This is a genomic window from Spirulina sp. 06S082, from assembly GCF_034932145.1.
Classification (GTDB): domain Bacteria; phylum Cyanobacteriota; class Cyanobacteriia; order Cyanobacteriales; family Spirulinaceae; genus CCY15215.
Genome location: NZ_JAYGHV010000162.1, coordinates 1 through 14808, shown reverse-complemented (window position 1 = coordinate 14808; position 14808 = coordinate 1). Strand labels below are relative to the sequence as shown.

Below are 14808 nucleotides of genomic sequence, written 5' to 3'. Positions count from 1 at the left end.
GATACAGTAATTGTCCTGTTAAAAGTGCAATACAAAAGCACCCTAATTGAACAACTCCAAGGCGGTAGCGAAACTAATATAAAGCCGTCCTATAAGGACGGGGTTTCTACCCAATTTTTCTGATGATGACAGCTTTAACAGTACGAGTTCGTCCGACTTTAGAATTAAATGACGAACAATTTGCCCAAATTTGCGGACAGAATCCCGATTTGCGTTTTGAACTAACTGCCAAAGGAGAGTTAATCGTTATGTCACCAACGGGAAGCGAAACAGGAGGCAGAAATTCAACACTTTCGGGTCAGCTTTGGGTGTGGAATCAAAGATCGCGATCGGGTAAAACCTTTGATTCTTCGACGGGGTTTTGTTTGCCAAATGGTGCAAAGCGATCGCCGGATGCTTCTTGGGTTCGTCGGGAACGTTGGGAGAGTTTAACACCAGAAGAAAGGAGAAAATTTGCCCCAATTTGTCCTGATTTTGTGGTAGAGTTATTGTCACCAACAGATGAGTTAGAAATAACTCGAGCTAAGATGCAGGAATACATGGAAAATGGGGCTTTGTTAGGTTGGTTAATCGATCCAAATAACCGCCGAGTTGAGATTTATCGATGCGATCGCGATGTAGAAATCAGGGAAAATCCTACAACTGTATCCGGAGAGGAAGTATTACCGGGTTTTGTTTTGGAATTGTCTGATATTTTTACAGGTTAGCGATCGCCAGCAGTTTTTCAACCCTCGATTTCAAAACTACATTTTCAATTTCTCAGCAATACGCTGCATCGCCACTTCTATATTTTTCCGACTATTAAAGGCAGAAATGCGGAAATAACCTTCCCCCGCAGCGCCAAAACCAGAACCGGGAGTTCCTACCACATTGGCTTCTTTTAATAACTTATCAAAGAAATCCCAACTGGTGACTCCAGACGGCGTTTGCACCCAAACATAAGGCGCATTAACCCCCCCATAAACCTTTAAACCCATCGCCATCAATTTCTCCCGCACGATCGCGGCATTTTCCAAATAGAAACCGATCAAACCTTTAATTTGTGCCTGTCCTTCTGTCGAATAAACCGCCTCTGCTCCCCGTTGTATGATGTAGGAAACACCATTAAACTTAGTAGATTGGCGGCGATTCCATAACTGATGCAGTTCTACATCAGACCCATCCGAGGACTTAGCTTTGAGGGATTTTGGTACGACAGTAAAAGCACAACGAGTTCCCGTAAACCCGGCATTTTTCGAGAAAGAACGAAACTCGATCGCGCAGTCTTTTGCCCCTTCAATTTCATAGATAGAGTGGGGGAATTCTGGGTCAGTAATGAAGGCTTCGTAAGCAGCATCAAAGAAAATAATCGCATCATTTGCTTTGGCATAATCTACCCACTTTTTCAAAGTAGCTTTACTTGCCGTTGCCCCAGTAGGATTGTTGGGAAAACAAAGATAAATTAAATCTACTTTTCCCGTCGGAAGATCGGGAGTAAAATTATTTTCTGCGGTCATCGGCAAGTAAATTAACCCTTCATATTTGCCCGCATCGTTGGCCTCTCCCGTATGGCCTACCATAACATTTGTATCGACATAAACCGGATAAACCGGATCTGTTACCGCGATCGCATTATCTTTGCCAAAAATATCGAGAATATTTCCCGTGTCGCATTTTGCCCCATCGGAGACGAAAATTTCTGCCCCATCAATATCGCATCCCCTTGCTTGGAAGTCGTGAGAGGCAATTTTATCCCGCAACCAAGCATAACCTTGTTCTGGTCCGTAACCTTTAAATGTGGCGCGATCGCCCATATCTTCTACCGCTTTTATCATGGCAATGCGACAAGCTGCGGGTAAAGGTTCCGTGACATCACCAATTCCCAGTTTAATAATTGGTGCATCGGGATTCATTTCGGCAAATGCCTTCACCCGTCGGGCAATTTCCGGGAAGAGATAGCCAGCTTTGAGTTTGAGATAATTATCGTTAACAGTTACCATTGCAGTTCGATCGTGACAAAGAATCTTTTAAATGCGTCTACGGAGCAATCCGTAATAATCTGTAATACTCTATCATTATTTGAGCTATTTACGCCTGTTTGAAAAAGCGGATAATTTCCCGAACCCGATCCAAAAATTCGCTATCCTCACTCAATTGCGCGATCGCATTTTTGGCTTCTCTTGCAATGCGATCGTGATCTGCTTGGTTTTGTGCTTTTAAACCTTCGTGAGAACTTGCCAAATGGGTCAAATCTTGACGAATGGCCTCGAATTGACGCTGTTGAGAAGATACAATGGAATCAGCGTTTTCAAAGTTGAGTTGTTTTCGCAATTCTTTGGTAGATGCTTCAACTTGTTTTAAGCGATTCCAAACTTCAACAATATCTTCGCGAGGATATTTGAATTCATGACGGATGGAATGCAAACGATAGGCGAGATATTGATAAAATGAAACTGCTGGACGTAAACCTGTAAATGAAAGTGTCGCCGCAGAACTCACATAACCAATGCGGCTTACTCCCGTTAGTGCGAGAAGATATAAACCCAATGCTGAAAAAATATGCAATCCGATCGCCACCCATAGCGATCGCTGCATGACAAGTCGAACATAATTCAATTTTTCGCTATCAACGGGAATTTCTTTTTTTCGAGAGCGATCGGCATCCACAAGGACTTCTTTTGCACTAAAATGAATATTCCAAGGAATAGTCACGATCGCAATTAACCACCAAATACTGGCTAAACCGACAATCCAATCGATAAAACTACCTGCGGAAATTCCCAACCATTGCAAAATACCAAAAACGAACAGAACCAGAAGAACTAAAACGACAGTAAACCAAGCAAAATTGCCAACTTCTCTTGCATTCATAACGAAATACCAAGTTTGATTAGTGCCAATTCTCGGTCGTTTTCTGGTATTTTTAGGTCAAGGATGTGGTAAAATCTGAAGTGTCATATTGAATTAAACCGCAGAGATTAAAACAAAAGGCTGTACGATTAATGTCTTAAACATTTTCTCGGGTTGCGCGTTCCAATTGCTTAAATCGTCCACAGAAGGTTTACAAATTAACTGTTCGCGGATCCAACGATCGACTACTTGCTTGTTATCTTCTGCGATCGCAACCCCCACTGCAACTAAATCTAATAAAGGATTGACCACAATTAAAGCATCTCGACGCGCATGAGGCTGTAAGGCATTCCAATCGACCTCAGCGATTTCTTCTTGTAATTGAGTTTTTAAATCTGTTGTCATTTATTTTCTTGTTTGTGTTTATCTTGCCACGGCCATTTCGTTCCCATCTCTGTTAATCCAGAAAGAAGCAAATAGAGAACTAAAATGATAATTCCACCAATTAACCACAATGGATTTGAATCAGTCATGTTTTTGATGGAGAAAGGAAACGAGAAAAGATTAAGAAAGATTAATACTGAAGCACTAGCGGGCAAGATGCCCGCACTACCATAGTAAGAGAATACAGTAGTGGGAGCGTCTCGCTCCCTAACTGCGTAAGTCCAATCCCTCTTGTGCCTTTCCCAACTATCAACTATCAACTATCAACTATCAACTATCAAACCTACATTGTTAAAGATTGAACATTAGTTTCAATTAACTCTGCCAAATCCTTTAAAAATGCAGCCGCATCAGCCCCATAAATAACCCGGTGATCGCAAGTTAAATTCACCTGCATCTGACGCTTAACTCCTAATAATCCTTCCTGGGTTGCGACAACTTGAGGACGGGATGCACCGATCGCCAAAATTGCCCCTTGTCCAGGAGGAAGAATGGCATCAAAGCGATCGACTCCAAACATTCCTAAATTAGAAAGAGTAAAAGTGCCGCTATTGTATTCATCCGGTTGTAGTTGTTTGGATCGGGCGCGATCGACTAATCCTTTCCAAGTCCGAGAAAGAGAATAAATATCCTGCTTATCGGCATCTTTTAACACGGGAGTAATTAACCCACCATCGGGCATTGCAACAGCAACAGAAATATTAATTCCACTGGGATAGGCGATCGCATCTTGCACGTAAGCAGCGTTAACAATAGGATGCTTTTGTAAAGCCATCGCTACAGCTTTTGCTAACAATGCCGTCATTGTCACGCCCTTGGATTTAATTTGCTTGTAGAGTTTGTCTAACTCATCTGTCGTAATGGTATAGCCCACGTGAAAATCGGGAACCTCCACACTGGCCAGCATATTTCGTACCACCGCCTTTTGTAGCGTATTCATGGGCTTGGTTTCCCCTGGTGTCGCCGCAGCCGGAACATGAACGGGTTTTGGAGAAGGTGAGGCAGGTTGGCTAACCATTGTGACTGAAGGAGTTGTCGTTAGGGCTGTACTCTCGGCTGCTGTTCCCGTTGCGACTTCTACATCTTCTGCTGTGATGCGTCCATAAGGTCCGCTTCCTTGGATAGTTGCCAAATCAACCTTGAGGGTTTTTGCTAATTTGCGGGCGCGAGGAGAGGCGACAATTCTACCATTACGGTTGCTGGCAACAGTTGTAGGGGCAGATTTGGGGGTTTCGCTAACTGTAGGTGTAGGGGGAGTTGAGGGCGCAGATGGGGCTACAGGGGCGGAACTTGGGGAAGTAGGGGCTTTTTGTTTCGCCTGTTCGATTTCGGCCTCAGTTTCGGCGATGAAGGCGATCGCACTGCCGACGGGTGCCTCTTGTCCGGCTTCAACTAAAATGGTAGCCAGATAGCCGCTATAGAACGATTCCACGTCCATATCTGCTTTATCCGACTCCACCACGACGACGGTTTCCCCTTTTTCGACCTTATCGCCAGGGGATTTAACCCAAGAGACGATTTTCCCTTCGGTCATGGTGGAACTAAGCGCGGGCATGAAAATGTCGTGGATCATGGAACAACCATCAATAATTGATTATCAATTCTTTAATTATCAATTATTGATTCCCAATTATCAAGATTTTTAGGTTGACAGGAAAGGCGATCGCCTTTTTTGCGGTCAAACGCCTCACAGCAGACATGAAAAGCCACAACCCTCAAATCTCAAAGTCTTCGGTAATATTCACTCCTTCCCCGATCGCCTGAAGTTGGAAGCGTTTCCCCTGTTTCCCCGCTAACGTCAGAGAAATTACTTCGCTGTTTTGTTCAACGGCGATCGCTTCCATGATTTCTCCACAGTCTGAGAGGAGGTACAATTTCAACCCTTGAGGGAGTTCGGGATCTGGGGGAAGGGGACGCAAGGCGATCTCAATGTCCATTGTAGAATCACTCTGAGGGCGTAAGCTGACGATTAAAACAACAGTACGCGCTTTCGCAATTTTTCCTAAATCGATCCGCTTACAACGTTCGATCTGTCTCGTTTTGCTGGCAACATTGCTGGAGACAAAAGCGAGTTTTTGCTGGGGAAATGAAGTAAAAATATCTTCAACTTTTTGCCATTCGGCGATCGCTTTATCTTTCAGCCATTCTCCTAAATTAGTTTCTCCCGAATTAGTTAAATGTTGCGATGAATTTTGCAATGATTTTTCGGGTTGCCCCCAATTCTCCAACCAATCCCCCTCGACGTTATCAATATAGAGATCGATATAATCCGATCCTAAATTTAAACGGTCTGCCTGCATTTTTTTGACTTTTTGTAAAGAAGATAAAAGCAGGTCGAGTTTTCCTGAATTCATATTTTTGATTGCCCTTTGTTAAGTTAAAGTGATGATTTTAAATTGAGTTAAATTGAGTTAAATTGAATTGTTTTAAATTGAACTAAAAACTAAAACTTTTGTAATCTTCTGATTTCATGCGATCGCTATTAAAAAGAATTAAATTGCTGGCAGATTGGATAGAGTCTGGGAAATTAGCAGGATTTAGACTAACAAAAAGCCCTCTTTTAATATCCCACAATTTTAATGTCTTTTTCCATGACTTTATTTTTTCTTGCATTTGTTCCGACTCACCCATTTTTGTGATTTGAACGCACAAATTCGTATTAGACTGACGACCGCTAACAATCAGATCGGTAGACATGGAAAAATCAATAATCCTCCTACATAATACACTGCCTCCTCGCTCTTGAATTTGTTCAACCAATAAATTAAGCTCTGTTGCATCATCGGCACTGTGTTTGCCAGATTTGAGACAATTCTTCCATTGAGAAAATTTGCGATCGCTGCTCCTAAACCAGAGGGGAAAAAGTTTAGAATACCAATAGGCTAGGGGGGGAGTCATTTCCTGAGCCAGTTTTTGTTGGTATTCCCGATTGTATTCCTCATCAGAAGATTGTATTGCGTTCTCTTGTAAAGTTAACCATATTTGTGCATCTTCGATGATTTCCGCAAGAAAAGCCATTAAAAACTTGCGACTTGTGAGAAATCCAGCCTTTTCCTGGCCAGCCCATCGATCGATTTCTTTCAGGCGATCGGATAGATTCGGTTCGACGGTTGCAGCAATATCTATGAGTTTTTTGAGCATTGGCTCAATATTTTTCGCATCAATTCGCTCTACCACGTTTCCCTGATTTTGAATTCTAAATGATATCTCACTCCATTTCTACCCATTATGGCTTAATTTTTACGAAAACAAAAATATGAATTTTTGTAAAAAACCGAGTAAGGCTGCATCATTCCCATTTCTTTCTGATGATTTCTGGTTCAACTCCTCTAAACCAACAGCCCCCAGAATTTGCATTCCGGAGGCCGTCTCTTATTTGCCAATCTTATATAGTGCGATCGACGTTATTGAATTGTCTTAGGTATAACAAAACATCATGAGGATTTTGTAAAGAAAGAAAACTTATCGAGAAAATTCTTTTTTTAAACCAACAGCCCCCAGAATTTGCATTCCGGAGGCCATCTCTTATCTGCCAATCTTATATAGTGCGATCGACGTTATTGAATTACCTTTAGATATAACAAAACATTGTGAGGATTTTGTGAAGAAGGGAAAGCGATCGGGAAAATTCTTTTAAACCAACTGACGAAGACGCAAAACCGCCCCTTTTGCCGCATTGTACTGTGGGGGAACCAGGCGCGATCGCAAGTTTTCCCCCAATCTCGGTTCAATAAAAGGGGCTAAACCCCCCAACAAAGCACAAGGAAGAGGTTGACTCGTTTTTGCTGCTAATGCTTCCCCAATGCGATCGATATCCCTTGCAGCCTGTTGCAGCAATTCCACTGCGAGGGGAGTTTCGGCGATCGCCTGTTTGACGACAATAGGGGCAAGTTCAGCGAATTGGGTGGATTTTGCCTGGTTGACCCAAATAATAAACTGAGTCCAATCATTCTGAAAATGCGCCAAAACTGCTTCAATTAAGGGAGAATTATCTCTACGTCCATCTTGCCAATGTAAGGTCGCCCGGACTGCCTCCAACCCCAACCAAGCCCCGCTACCCTCATCTCCTTGAGGAAAACCCCAACCGCTTACCCGCGAAACTTTTCCCGCGTCAATTTGATAAGCGACAACCCCCGTCCCAATAGCAATAACCGCCCCATCTTTGCCCCCATGCGCCCCCACACAGGAGATATAGCCATCAGACTCAAGAACCAACTTGCGAAAAGGATGGGGTTGGGCAAGAAATTCCTCGCAAGCAGAAGGCACCTGAGTCCCCGCTAACCCCGCACAACAAAAGAAATTGCCTGCGCGGGCATTTAAGATAATTCCCGTGGGTAGAAGGGCTTGTTCGAGGGCAGTGTGAATCGATGTCCAGGTATTCTCTACCGAGAGACGAATATTAGAGGTGCCGCTTTTGCCTTCTCCTAAAAGATTGCCGTTTTCGTCCTCAACGCGGACAATAGTTTTTGTTGCACCACCGTCAACACCGATAAAAAAATTGGGAAGTTTGGCATTTTCCATAAGGCGATCGGGAAAAAATTTGCTAAATTTGCTGTTTTAATGCTATTCAATAATATTCTTCAATCGCTATAGTAAAAACATGAGAAAAACTTTTATTAACACCCTTGTCGAACTCGCAGAAAGCGATCGCCGCATTGTCTTATTAACTGGCGATCTCGGTTATACAGTTATTGAACCTTTTGCCGAGAAGTTCCCCGATCGCTTTTTTAATGTGGGAGTCGCGGAACAAAATATGGTGGGGTTGGCGACGGGTTTAGCAGAAGCGGGGTTTATTCCTTTCCTCTATTCTATCGCCACATTTGCCGTTTTGCGACCTTATGAGTTTATTCGTAATGGTGCCATTTTACATCAGTTTCCGGTGAGAATTTTGGGTATTGGCGGCGGTTTTGAATATGGTCATGCGGGGACGACTCACCACGCTTTAGAAGATGTGGGAGTGATGCGAATTCAGCCTGGAATAACAACAATTGTTCCCGCAGATTATCAACAAGCGCGATCGGCTTTATTACAAACTTGGAATTTACCGGAACCTATTTATTTTCGCTTAGGGAAAGATGATGTCAATACAATTGCAGGATTAAACGGCAATTTTATTTTAGGACAAACTCAAATAATTGGAGAAGGGACGGATTTTTTATTCATTACGATGGGCAATATTGCTCAAGAAGTAAGTCAAGCAATGGAGATTTTACAAGGTGAAGGAATTTCCAGTCAAGTGATGATCGTTTCGAGTTTTAATCCTTCTCCAGTAGAAGACCTTGTGAAGATATTACCGGGATTTGAAGTTGCGATCGCTGTTGAAGAACACTATGTTACTGGAGGCTTAGGGTCTTTTGTTGCAGAAGTAATTGCAGAAGAAAAATTAAACTGCCGCTTGTGTCGTTGTGGTATTAAAACTCAGCCCGGTGGAATATCTGGCAACCGAGATTACTTATTATCTTTACATGGATTATCGGTAGAACATCTCGTGCAAAGTGCAAAAATAGCACTTCAGAAAAGATAAATAAAATTAACGTAAATCAATAGCTTGATGATATAATACAGGGTATTATTGAACTCAAGTATTAGTGATGAATACCTTAACATTAAACTTGGAAGCCGTTCGCCTATCCGACGAGCAATTTTATCACATCTGTCAAAATAACCGCGAACTAAACTTTGAACGGACAGCTAAAGGAGAATTAATTATTATGTCACCAGTTGGCGGAGAAAGTGGCAATCGAGAGTCCAATTTAATTGCCGATTTAGTGATCTGGAATCGTCAAACCAATCTCGGTTACACTTTTAGTTCCTCAACAATATTCAAATTACCCAATGGTTCAGATCGTTCTCCTGATGCTGCGTGGGTTGAGAAAGAACGTTGGGAAGCACTCACTCCCGAACAAAGACGCAAATTTCCTCCTATTGCCCCCGATTTTGTTATTGAATTAAGATCGGCAACCGATAGTTTAGAACTATTGCGATCGAAGATGCAAGAATATATAGATTCAGGGGTAAAATTAGGGTGGTTAATTAACCCGCAACAACAGCAAGTCGAAATTTATTGCCAAGGAAAAGAACAAGAAATAAAAAATCTTCCTGCAATCTTATCAGGGGAGAATGTGCTACCCGGATTTAGTTTGAATTTATCCCAATATTAAAAAGGAGAAATTTAAAATGGTACAAACTATTCAAACTCAAAATATCGATATGCGCTATGCGATCGATAATTTTGGTATTCATTTTAATAGAGATGAGAATTTCTTCCGAGAATGGCAAGAAAACCTTCCTGAGATTACCAACTTACAGAAGCAACTTCTCGACCAAGTACAGGAGGGATATTTTAATTTACTGGAACACCCACCTCTATTAGAAGGAGTGGTGAAAATGGCAATTTTAGATCCAATTCTCTTTATTGGTGGTTTTTTTCTCGATCCATTTTATGTGAAATCGGAACAATCAATTGATATTGCGATTGAAGATGAAGATGTTCTAGTGCGAGGACGCATTGATAGTTTAGTGCTAAAAGAAAACTTTTGGGTTATGGTGATTGAATCGAAAAAATTTGCTTTTTCGACAGAAGAAGGTTTAGCACAATTACTGGTCTATATGCTGGCAAATCCCCATCCAGAAAAACAGACTTATGGTATGGTAACAACGGGAGGGAGCTTTTTATTTGTCAAGTTATTGAAAACTAATGTACCGCAATATGCAACATCTCGATTATTCGGAATCCGAAATGCTGGGGATTTGTATGAAGTTTTGCGAATTTTAAAGAGATTAACCCAAATTGTAACGATTGCTTAATTCATCTGCTAATTATTAATGGATAAAATATTAATTTCAATTATTCTTCCTGTTTACAATCAAGCCGATCATATTGGCGCGATCGTGCAAGAATATGAAGAAGCCTTGGATAAAATTCAACACCCTCACGAACTCATTTTAGTGGTGAATAATTGCCGCGATCGCTCTTTGGAAGTTTGTCAAGCATTAGCTAAAGAATATCCATCGGTTCGCATTGTTTATAGTAAAGAAGGGGGTTGGGGACTGGCAGTAAAATTAGGAATTGCTGCGTCTAAAGGGGATTTAATTTGTTATACTAATTCTGCCAGAACCAGCGCTAAAGACTTGACATTATTGTTACTTTATGCAGTTGTTTATCCTCAAGTGATTATTAAAGCCAATCGCAAAATCCGCGATAACTGGTTTCGTCGCTTAGGTTCTTTATTCTATAACTTAGAATGTCGGACATTATTCGATCTTTCTTATTGGGATATTAACGGAACTCCAAAAATATTTCCCCGACAGTGCGATCGCCTTTTTCAGTTAACTCGCGATGACGATTTAATTGACGCAGAATTTAATATTATTTGTCGTCAAGAAAGTTATCCTGTCCTAGAAGTGCCGATTTTTTCAACTTCTCGTCATAGCGGGCGATCGACAACCAATTTAAAGTCTGCACTTAGGTTATATTGGGGGGCATGGCAAATTTGGCAACAGAAAAAAGGGAAGAAAGAAAGATGAAAAAACAAACCAGGGAATTAGCCGAAATTTGGCAGCAACATCATCAAGAATGGCGAGATCATAAGCAAATTACCTCTCAATGGCAAGAAGCTAATGAAACCGATCCCAAACTATTAGAATATGAAGCGAGAGGCGATTGGTGGGATGTTTTAGAACGGTGCAGTATTACCCTATTAATAACGCGAGAATATGAGCATTTATTAATGGGAATGCAGGTAAAAGCAGGAAAACCAAGGATTACTTATACCAGAATGCCTCATCCTTCCGGTTTAACCGTCGATCGCGATCGCGGTATTGTTCATATTGCCAGTACCCGCAATCCTAACCAAATCTATGATTTAATGCCCGTTAGGGATACAATTTCTCGGTTGGATATACCCGAAGAAAAACGAGACGATCGCCCTCTAATTCCCGTGCGATCGCGTTTTTATCCAGGATGTTTATACATTCACGATTTGGCAATGATTGGGGGAAATTTATATGCCAATGCCGTCGGACAGAATGCGATCGCATTACTCGAAAATAATGGCACGTATCAGCGTGTTTGGCATCCTTATTGTATCGAAATTGATGCACAACCTATATTCGGACAAAATCATATTCAACTCAACTCTATCGCTGTCGGAGAAACCCTCGAAACTTCCTATTTTTCTGCCTCTTGTGCAGAAGTTTCTGCATTACGTCCAGGACATCCAGATTTTCCCGTTGATGGACGAGGAGTTATCTTTTCAGGTAAAACTAGAGAACCCATTGTACGGGGTTTAACACGCCCTCATTCCGCCAGATTATGCAAGAATAAACTTTGGGTAGATAATAGTGGCTATGGAGAATTAGGCATTGTAGAAGATGGTAAATTTGCTCCTATTTTCACCTTACCTGGATGGACCAGAGGACTATGTTTTTATGAGAATATTGCCTTTGTGGGAACATCTCGCGTTATTCCTCGCTTTCGTCAATATGCCCCTGGTTTGGACGTGGAAAAAAGTATTTGCAGTTTGCACGCTGTCGATGTACGATCGGGAAACATTTTAGGTAGTTTAATTTTCCCTTATGGCAATCAAATTTTTGCCCTTGACTGGGTAAACTGTCAGTTTAGTTCCGGGTTTCCTTTCCTGGTTGGAGAAGACTGCGATCGCGATCGCGATACCCGTTTATTTTATTCCTTTATCACCGATTAAAATCCCCCCATTACCCATTACCAAAAAAATGCAAGATTTCAAATTCTTAATGTTAGGCGCAATGTACGAAAATGGTGGTAATACAACCCACCGTTTTCTCGATGGACATCCGCAAATGTTTGTCTATCCCTTCGAGTCACAAATTGGCACGAAATTGGTTAGCGATCGCATGAGTTCTGTCTTTCCCGTTAAATATCGCTACCCTGTTTTTTCTCTCGATGCAACTCCTTATCAAGATTATAAAGCCATTATTGATGAAGAAGGAAAAGTCAGAGCCAGAACGCCCCACGTAAGCAAATTTCGTCATATAGAGTTTGATTTTAACGACGATGAACGCTGCGAAATTTATCAGAAGTATATTCAAGAAACTGGGCGATCGCGTGCTAATAATGTTGCCGCTTTCTTTAAGTCTACTTTTGATGCCTGGAAAGATTATAATCGCACAGGAAAAGAGCAGTTTTATGTGGGATATAGTCCGATTTTTGTAGTCGATGCCCCTAAACTTTTAGAAGACTTTCCCAACGGTCATATTCTCCACGTCGTTCGCAATCCTTGGTCTGCTTATGCCGATACGAAAAAACGACCAGTTCCCCATTCTTTGGCTGATTATATGTTAGGATGGACGCTGAATCAATATTATGCTTTATTGTATCAAGAAAAGTACCGCGATCGCCTGCACATCGTCCGAGCAGAAGATGTTATGCAAGACCCTTATAATACCTTGGGAAAAGTTTGTGAAAAATTGGGATTAGAACCGGCAGATTCCTTAAAAATACCGAGTTGGAATGGCAAACCTTTAGAGGAAGTTTATCCTTGGGGAACCATTCGCAAAGCGACCCCAGAAGCGAATTTAGCCACAGCGAAAGAATTATCAACTGAAGAAATAGAAGAAATTCGCTTGCGAACTCGGCAATATTTGGAGGTGTTTAACTATCACGATTTTCTCGGTTAAAATTAGTTAAAATATCGTCCCTGCACAAACGAACATTCCCTCTAATCAAGAGAAAAATGGACAAAAAAAAGGTTGAAAATACTTATCTCCAACAAGTTCTTGAAGAACAGGAAGAGGTCGATCGCCAACTTAAAAAAAGTCGTCCTCGATCCCAAGCATCCATTTCTGCACCGAAAGCCGTAGCCGCAGGTACAGCCCTTCGACAAATGCCCATAACAAGAGAAGATAAACATAGGGCTGTAGATTATCGAATTGTTGGTTTTTGGTGGTGGAAAAGTGTTATTGTTCCTCCCAATGTTTATGTCGTTCACACCCGCAGGGGACGCGATCGCCCTGTTCATATTGGAAGAGGGATTTCTTTTCGCTTTAATCCTTTAAGCGATGCTTTTTTAGTGATTCCTTCTGCCGTTCAAACTATTCTAATTAATGCCCGATGTATTTGTTTAGAACGGCAAGGAATTTTAGTACAGGCTTATGTTCAATGGATTATTGAAGATATCGACACCGCTTACTGGAAATTAGATTTTTCCGATCCCGAAGACCCAATGGGAATTGTTAACGTACAACTACGAGAACAAGCAGAAGCCGCGATTAAAGATAAAGTTGCCACCTTAAGTATCGATGAAATTCTCAGCGATAAACAACCCATTATTGAAGAATTAACCTATCGCTTGCGAACCGTTGCAGAAGGAAGTAATGAAACCGAAAATTCACAAGGATTGGGTTTAAAAATTGTCACCGTTCAAATCAAAGAAGCTATTGTTAGTTCTACCCAATTGTGGGAAAATTTACAAGCACCTTTTCGGGCAGATCGAGATAAACTGGCGCGTTTAGCGGAACTAGAAAATGCTGGAGAAATTGGCGATCGCGAACGACAAGATCGACTCGCAAGCCAAACCGCAGAATTAAATGTGCAAAGTCAATTAGAACAATTACAAGCAGCAAAAGAACGAGCAAAATACGATCGCGAATATACCGAAGAAAATCGCCGCCAACAACTCGCAGAAAATGCTGCCCGTCAACAGATTACTGAAGAAAATACCACCGCACGAGTTCGCAATGAAGCACAATTAGAACTCGCCCTACAAGAGTTAGAATTAGAGCAGCGTCGCTTAACAGCAGAAATTGAAAATGTGCGCCAACAAATGCAATTAGAAGCAATTCAAGCACAACAAACCCGCGCTACTGTCTCTACCGAATTAGAAATAGCTCAAATGCGCCATCTTGAAAATATTGCCGAAACAGAACGAGAATTAGCTTTAGAACAACAACGACGTAATATTGAAAACGATCTTTCTGAAGCGAATATTCAAGCACAACTGATTGCTAAATTACCAGAAATTGCCGAAAATCTTCCCGCCCCACAAGAACAAAAAACAACAATTATTACCACAGATGGACAAGAAACAGCAGCCAATTCACTGTTAAGTTTTTTAGGGACTGCCTTTAGTTTGGGGCAGAATTTCTTTCAGCAGCAAACTTCAGAAAGAAAAGAATCGGAATAGCGATCGCTTATTGAGTAAAACAAGGTAGAATCAACATAATCATTAAATTTGAGGGAATTACATGAATAACACATTAAAATTTATTTCTGTGGCTTTTGCTTTATCAATGGGACTCACAACGGTTTTTATGAAATCGAGTTTTGCTGATTCTACTGCTGATTTACTCTTTATTTTTCAGTGTGGTGAATATGAGATTGAAATTTGGCAATCTCGTTTTTTCAATACTTATCTTTATCGATCGCACAGTCCCAAAGGAAATTTAAGTTTAGATGATGGTTTGGTGCAAAACCAAGAAGGAATTTTTGTTTATAAATTTATCAATGGAAATTATCAATATTGGGTGTGGGATGCAACATTAGACGATTCTAATACT

17 protein-coding genes are annotated in these 14808 nt (G+C 41.3%); 9 read left to right on the top strand and 8 right to left on the bottom strand.

Going from position 1 to position 14808, the window contains the following annotated elements:
- Positions 1–125: 125 nt before the first annotated feature.
- The gene (locus VB714_RS12205; protein ID WP_416309663.1) at positions 126–707 is read left to right on the top strand and encodes a Uma2 family endonuclease; all 582 of its coding nucleotides are present in this window, start codon (positions 126–128) and stop codon (positions 705–707) included.
- A 36-nt stretch (positions 708–743) separates the two neighbouring features.
- Here the strand turns inward: VB714_RS12205 and VB714_RS12200 are convergent, their stop codons facing one another.
- The 8 genes from VB714_RS12200 to VB714_RS12165 all read right to left on the bottom strand — a co-directional run bounded on the left by VB714_RS12200 (position 744) and on the right by VB714_RS12165 (position 7794).
- Positions 744–1979 carry an LL-diaminopimelate aminotransferase gene (locus VB714_RS12200; RefSeq protein ID WP_323224491.1) on the bottom strand — a complete coding sequence of 412 codons (1236 nt, stop codon included), beginning with the start codon at positions 1977–1979 and terminating at the stop codon, positions 744–746.
- Positions 1980–2067: 88 nt separating this feature from the next.
- Positions 2068–2850 carry a hypothetical protein gene (locus tag VB714_RS12195; protein ID WP_323224488.1) on the bottom strand — a complete coding sequence of 261 codons (783 nt, stop codon included), beginning with the start codon at positions 2848–2850 and terminating at the stop codon, positions 2068–2070.
- Positions 2851–2943: 93 nt separating this feature from the next.
- The gene (locus tag VB714_RS12190) at positions 2944–3234 is read right to left on the bottom strand and encodes a DUF2288 domain-containing protein (protein ID WP_323224486.1); all 291 of its coding nucleotides are present in this window, start codon (positions 3232–3234) and stop codon (positions 2944–2946) included.
- Entirely contained in the window at positions 3231–3362 is a 132-nt protein-coding gene (locus tag VB714_RS12185; RefSeq protein ID WP_323224484.1) for a hypothetical protein, read from the bottom strand. The genes VB714_RS12190 and VB714_RS12185 overlap by 4 nt, the downstream gene beginning before the upstream one ends.
- Before the next feature lie 194 nt (positions 3363–3556).
- Positions 3557–4846 (bottom strand): dihydrolipoamide acetyltransferase family protein, encoded by a 1290-nt coding sequence (locus tag VB714_RS12180; RefSeq protein ID WP_416309662.1) that lies wholly within the window; start codon positions 4844–4846, stop codon positions 3557–3559.
- Between the two features lie 142 nt (positions 4847–4988).
- Positions 4989–5627: a DUF1822 family protein gene (locus VB714_RS12175; protein WP_323224480.1), complete on the bottom strand. Its 639-nt coding sequence runs from the start codon at positions 5625–5627 to the stop codon at positions 4989–4991.
- A gap of 82 nt (positions 5628–5709) precedes the next feature.
- Positions 5710–6450, bottom strand: coding sequence for a hypothetical protein (locus VB714_RS12170; protein ID WP_323224478.1), 741 nt, complete (start codon positions 6448–6450; stop codon positions 5710–5712).
- Positions 6451–6906: 456 nt separating this feature from the next.
- Positions 6907–7794: a BadF/BadG/BcrA/BcrD ATPase family protein gene (locus tag VB714_RS12165; protein ID WP_323224476.1), complete on the bottom strand. Its 888-nt coding sequence runs from the start codon at positions 7792–7794 to the stop codon at positions 6907–6909.
- 79 nt (positions 7795–7873) lie between these two features.
- On the opposite strand from VB714_RS12165, the gene VB714_RS12160 reads away from it, so the two are divergent.
- The 8 genes from VB714_RS12160 to VB714_RS12125 all read left to right on the top strand — a co-directional run.
- Positions 7874–8797 (top strand): transketolase family protein, encoded by a 924-nt coding sequence (locus tag VB714_RS12160; protein ID WP_323224473.1) that lies wholly within the window; start codon positions 7874–7876, stop codon positions 8795–8797.
- A gap of 67 nt (positions 8798–8864) precedes the next feature.
- The gene (locus VB714_RS12155; protein WP_323224471.1) at positions 8865–9434 is read left to right on the top strand and encodes a Uma2 family endonuclease; all 570 of its coding nucleotides are present in this window, start codon (positions 8865–8867) and stop codon (positions 9432–9434) included.
- Positions 9435–9450: 16 nt separating this feature from the next.
- Complete coding sequence (locus tag VB714_RS12150) at positions 9451–10080, top strand: restriction endonuclease subunit R (RefSeq protein WP_323224469.1); 630 nt, start codon at positions 9451–9453, stop codon at positions 10078–10080.
- An 18-nt stretch (positions 10081–10098) separates the two neighbouring features.
- Positions 10099–10800 carry a glycosyltransferase family 2 protein gene (locus VB714_RS12145; protein ID WP_323224468.1) on the top strand — a complete coding sequence of 234 codons (702 nt, stop codon included), beginning with the start codon at positions 10099–10101 and terminating at the stop codon, positions 10798–10800.
- The gene (locus tag VB714_RS12140; RefSeq protein WP_323224466.1) at positions 10797–11978 is read left to right on the top strand and encodes a DUF4915 domain-containing protein; all 1182 of its coding nucleotides are present in this window, start codon (positions 10797–10799) and stop codon (positions 11976–11978) included. The genes VB714_RS12145 and VB714_RS12140 overlap by 4 nt, the downstream gene beginning before the upstream one ends.
- A 28-nt stretch (positions 11979–12006) precedes the next feature.
- Positions 12007–12930, top strand: a complete 924-nt coding sequence (locus VB714_RS12135; RefSeq protein ID WP_323224464.1) for a sulfotransferase — start codon at positions 12007–12009, stop codon at positions 12928–12930.
- A 56-nt stretch (positions 12931–12986) separates the two neighbouring features.
- A complete protein-coding gene (locus VB714_RS12130) occupies positions 12987–14435 on the top strand; it encodes a hypothetical protein (RefSeq protein ID WP_323224462.1) in 1449 nt (482 codons plus the stop codon).
- Between the two features lie 61 nt (positions 14436–14496).
- Positions 14497–14808 (top strand): hypothetical protein (locus tag VB714_RS12125; RefSeq protein WP_323224460.1); only part of this gene is annotated, 312 nt, incomplete at its 3' end.

Coding starts and splice junctions, on each gene's coding strand:
- VB714_RS12205 (WP_416309663.1), top strand. CDS start 126: ATGACAGCTTTAACAGTACGAGTTCGTCCGACTTTAGAATTAAATGAC.
- VB714_RS12200 (WP_323224491.1), bottom strand. CDS start 1,979: ATGGTAACTGTTAACGATAATTATCTCAAACTCAAAGCTGGCTATCTC.
- VB714_RS12195 (WP_323224488.1), bottom strand. CDS start 2,850: ATGAATGCAAGAGAAGTTGGCAATTTTGCTTGGTTTACTGTCGTTTTA.
- VB714_RS12190 (WP_323224486.1), bottom strand. CDS start 3,234: ATGACAACAGATTTAAAAACTCAATTACAAGAAGAAATCGCTGAGGTC.
- VB714_RS12185 (WP_323224484.1), bottom strand. CDS start 3,362: ATGACTGATTCAAATCCATTGTGGTTAATTGGTGGAATTATCATTTTA.
- VB714_RS12180 (WP_416309662.1), bottom strand. CDS start 4,846: ATGATCCACGACATTTTCATGCCCGCGCTTAGTTCCACCATGACCGAA.
- VB714_RS12175 (WP_323224480.1), bottom strand. CDS start 5,627: ATGAATTCAGGAAAACTCGACCTGCTTTTATCTTCTTTACAAAAAGTC.
- VB714_RS12165 (WP_323224476.1), bottom strand. CDS start 7,794: ATGGAAAATGCCAAACTTCCCAATTTTTTTATCGGTGTTGACGGTGGT.
- VB714_RS12160 (WP_323224473.1), top strand. CDS start 7,874: ATGAGAAAAACTTTTATTAACACCCTTGTCGAACTCGCAGAAAGCGAT.
- VB714_RS12155 (WP_323224471.1), top strand. CDS start 8,865: ATGAATACCTTAACATTAAACTTGGAAGCCGTTCGCCTATCCGACGAG.
- VB714_RS12150 (WP_323224469.1), top strand. CDS start 9,451: ATGGTACAAACTATTCAAACTCAAAATATCGATATGCGCTATGCGATC.
- VB714_RS12145 (WP_323224468.1), top strand. CDS start 10,099: ATGGATAAAATATTAATTTCAATTATTCTTCCTGTTTACAATCAAGCC.
- VB714_RS12140 (WP_323224466.1), top strand. CDS start 10,797: ATGAAAAAACAAACCAGGGAATTAGCCGAAATTTGGCAGCAACATCAT.
- VB714_RS12135 (WP_323224464.1), top strand. CDS start 12,007: ATGCAAGATTTCAAATTCTTAATGTTAGGCGCAATGTACGAAAATGGT.
- VB714_RS12130 (WP_323224462.1), top strand. CDS start 12,987: ATGGACAAAAAAAAGGTTGAAAATACTTATCTCCAACAAGTTCTTGAA.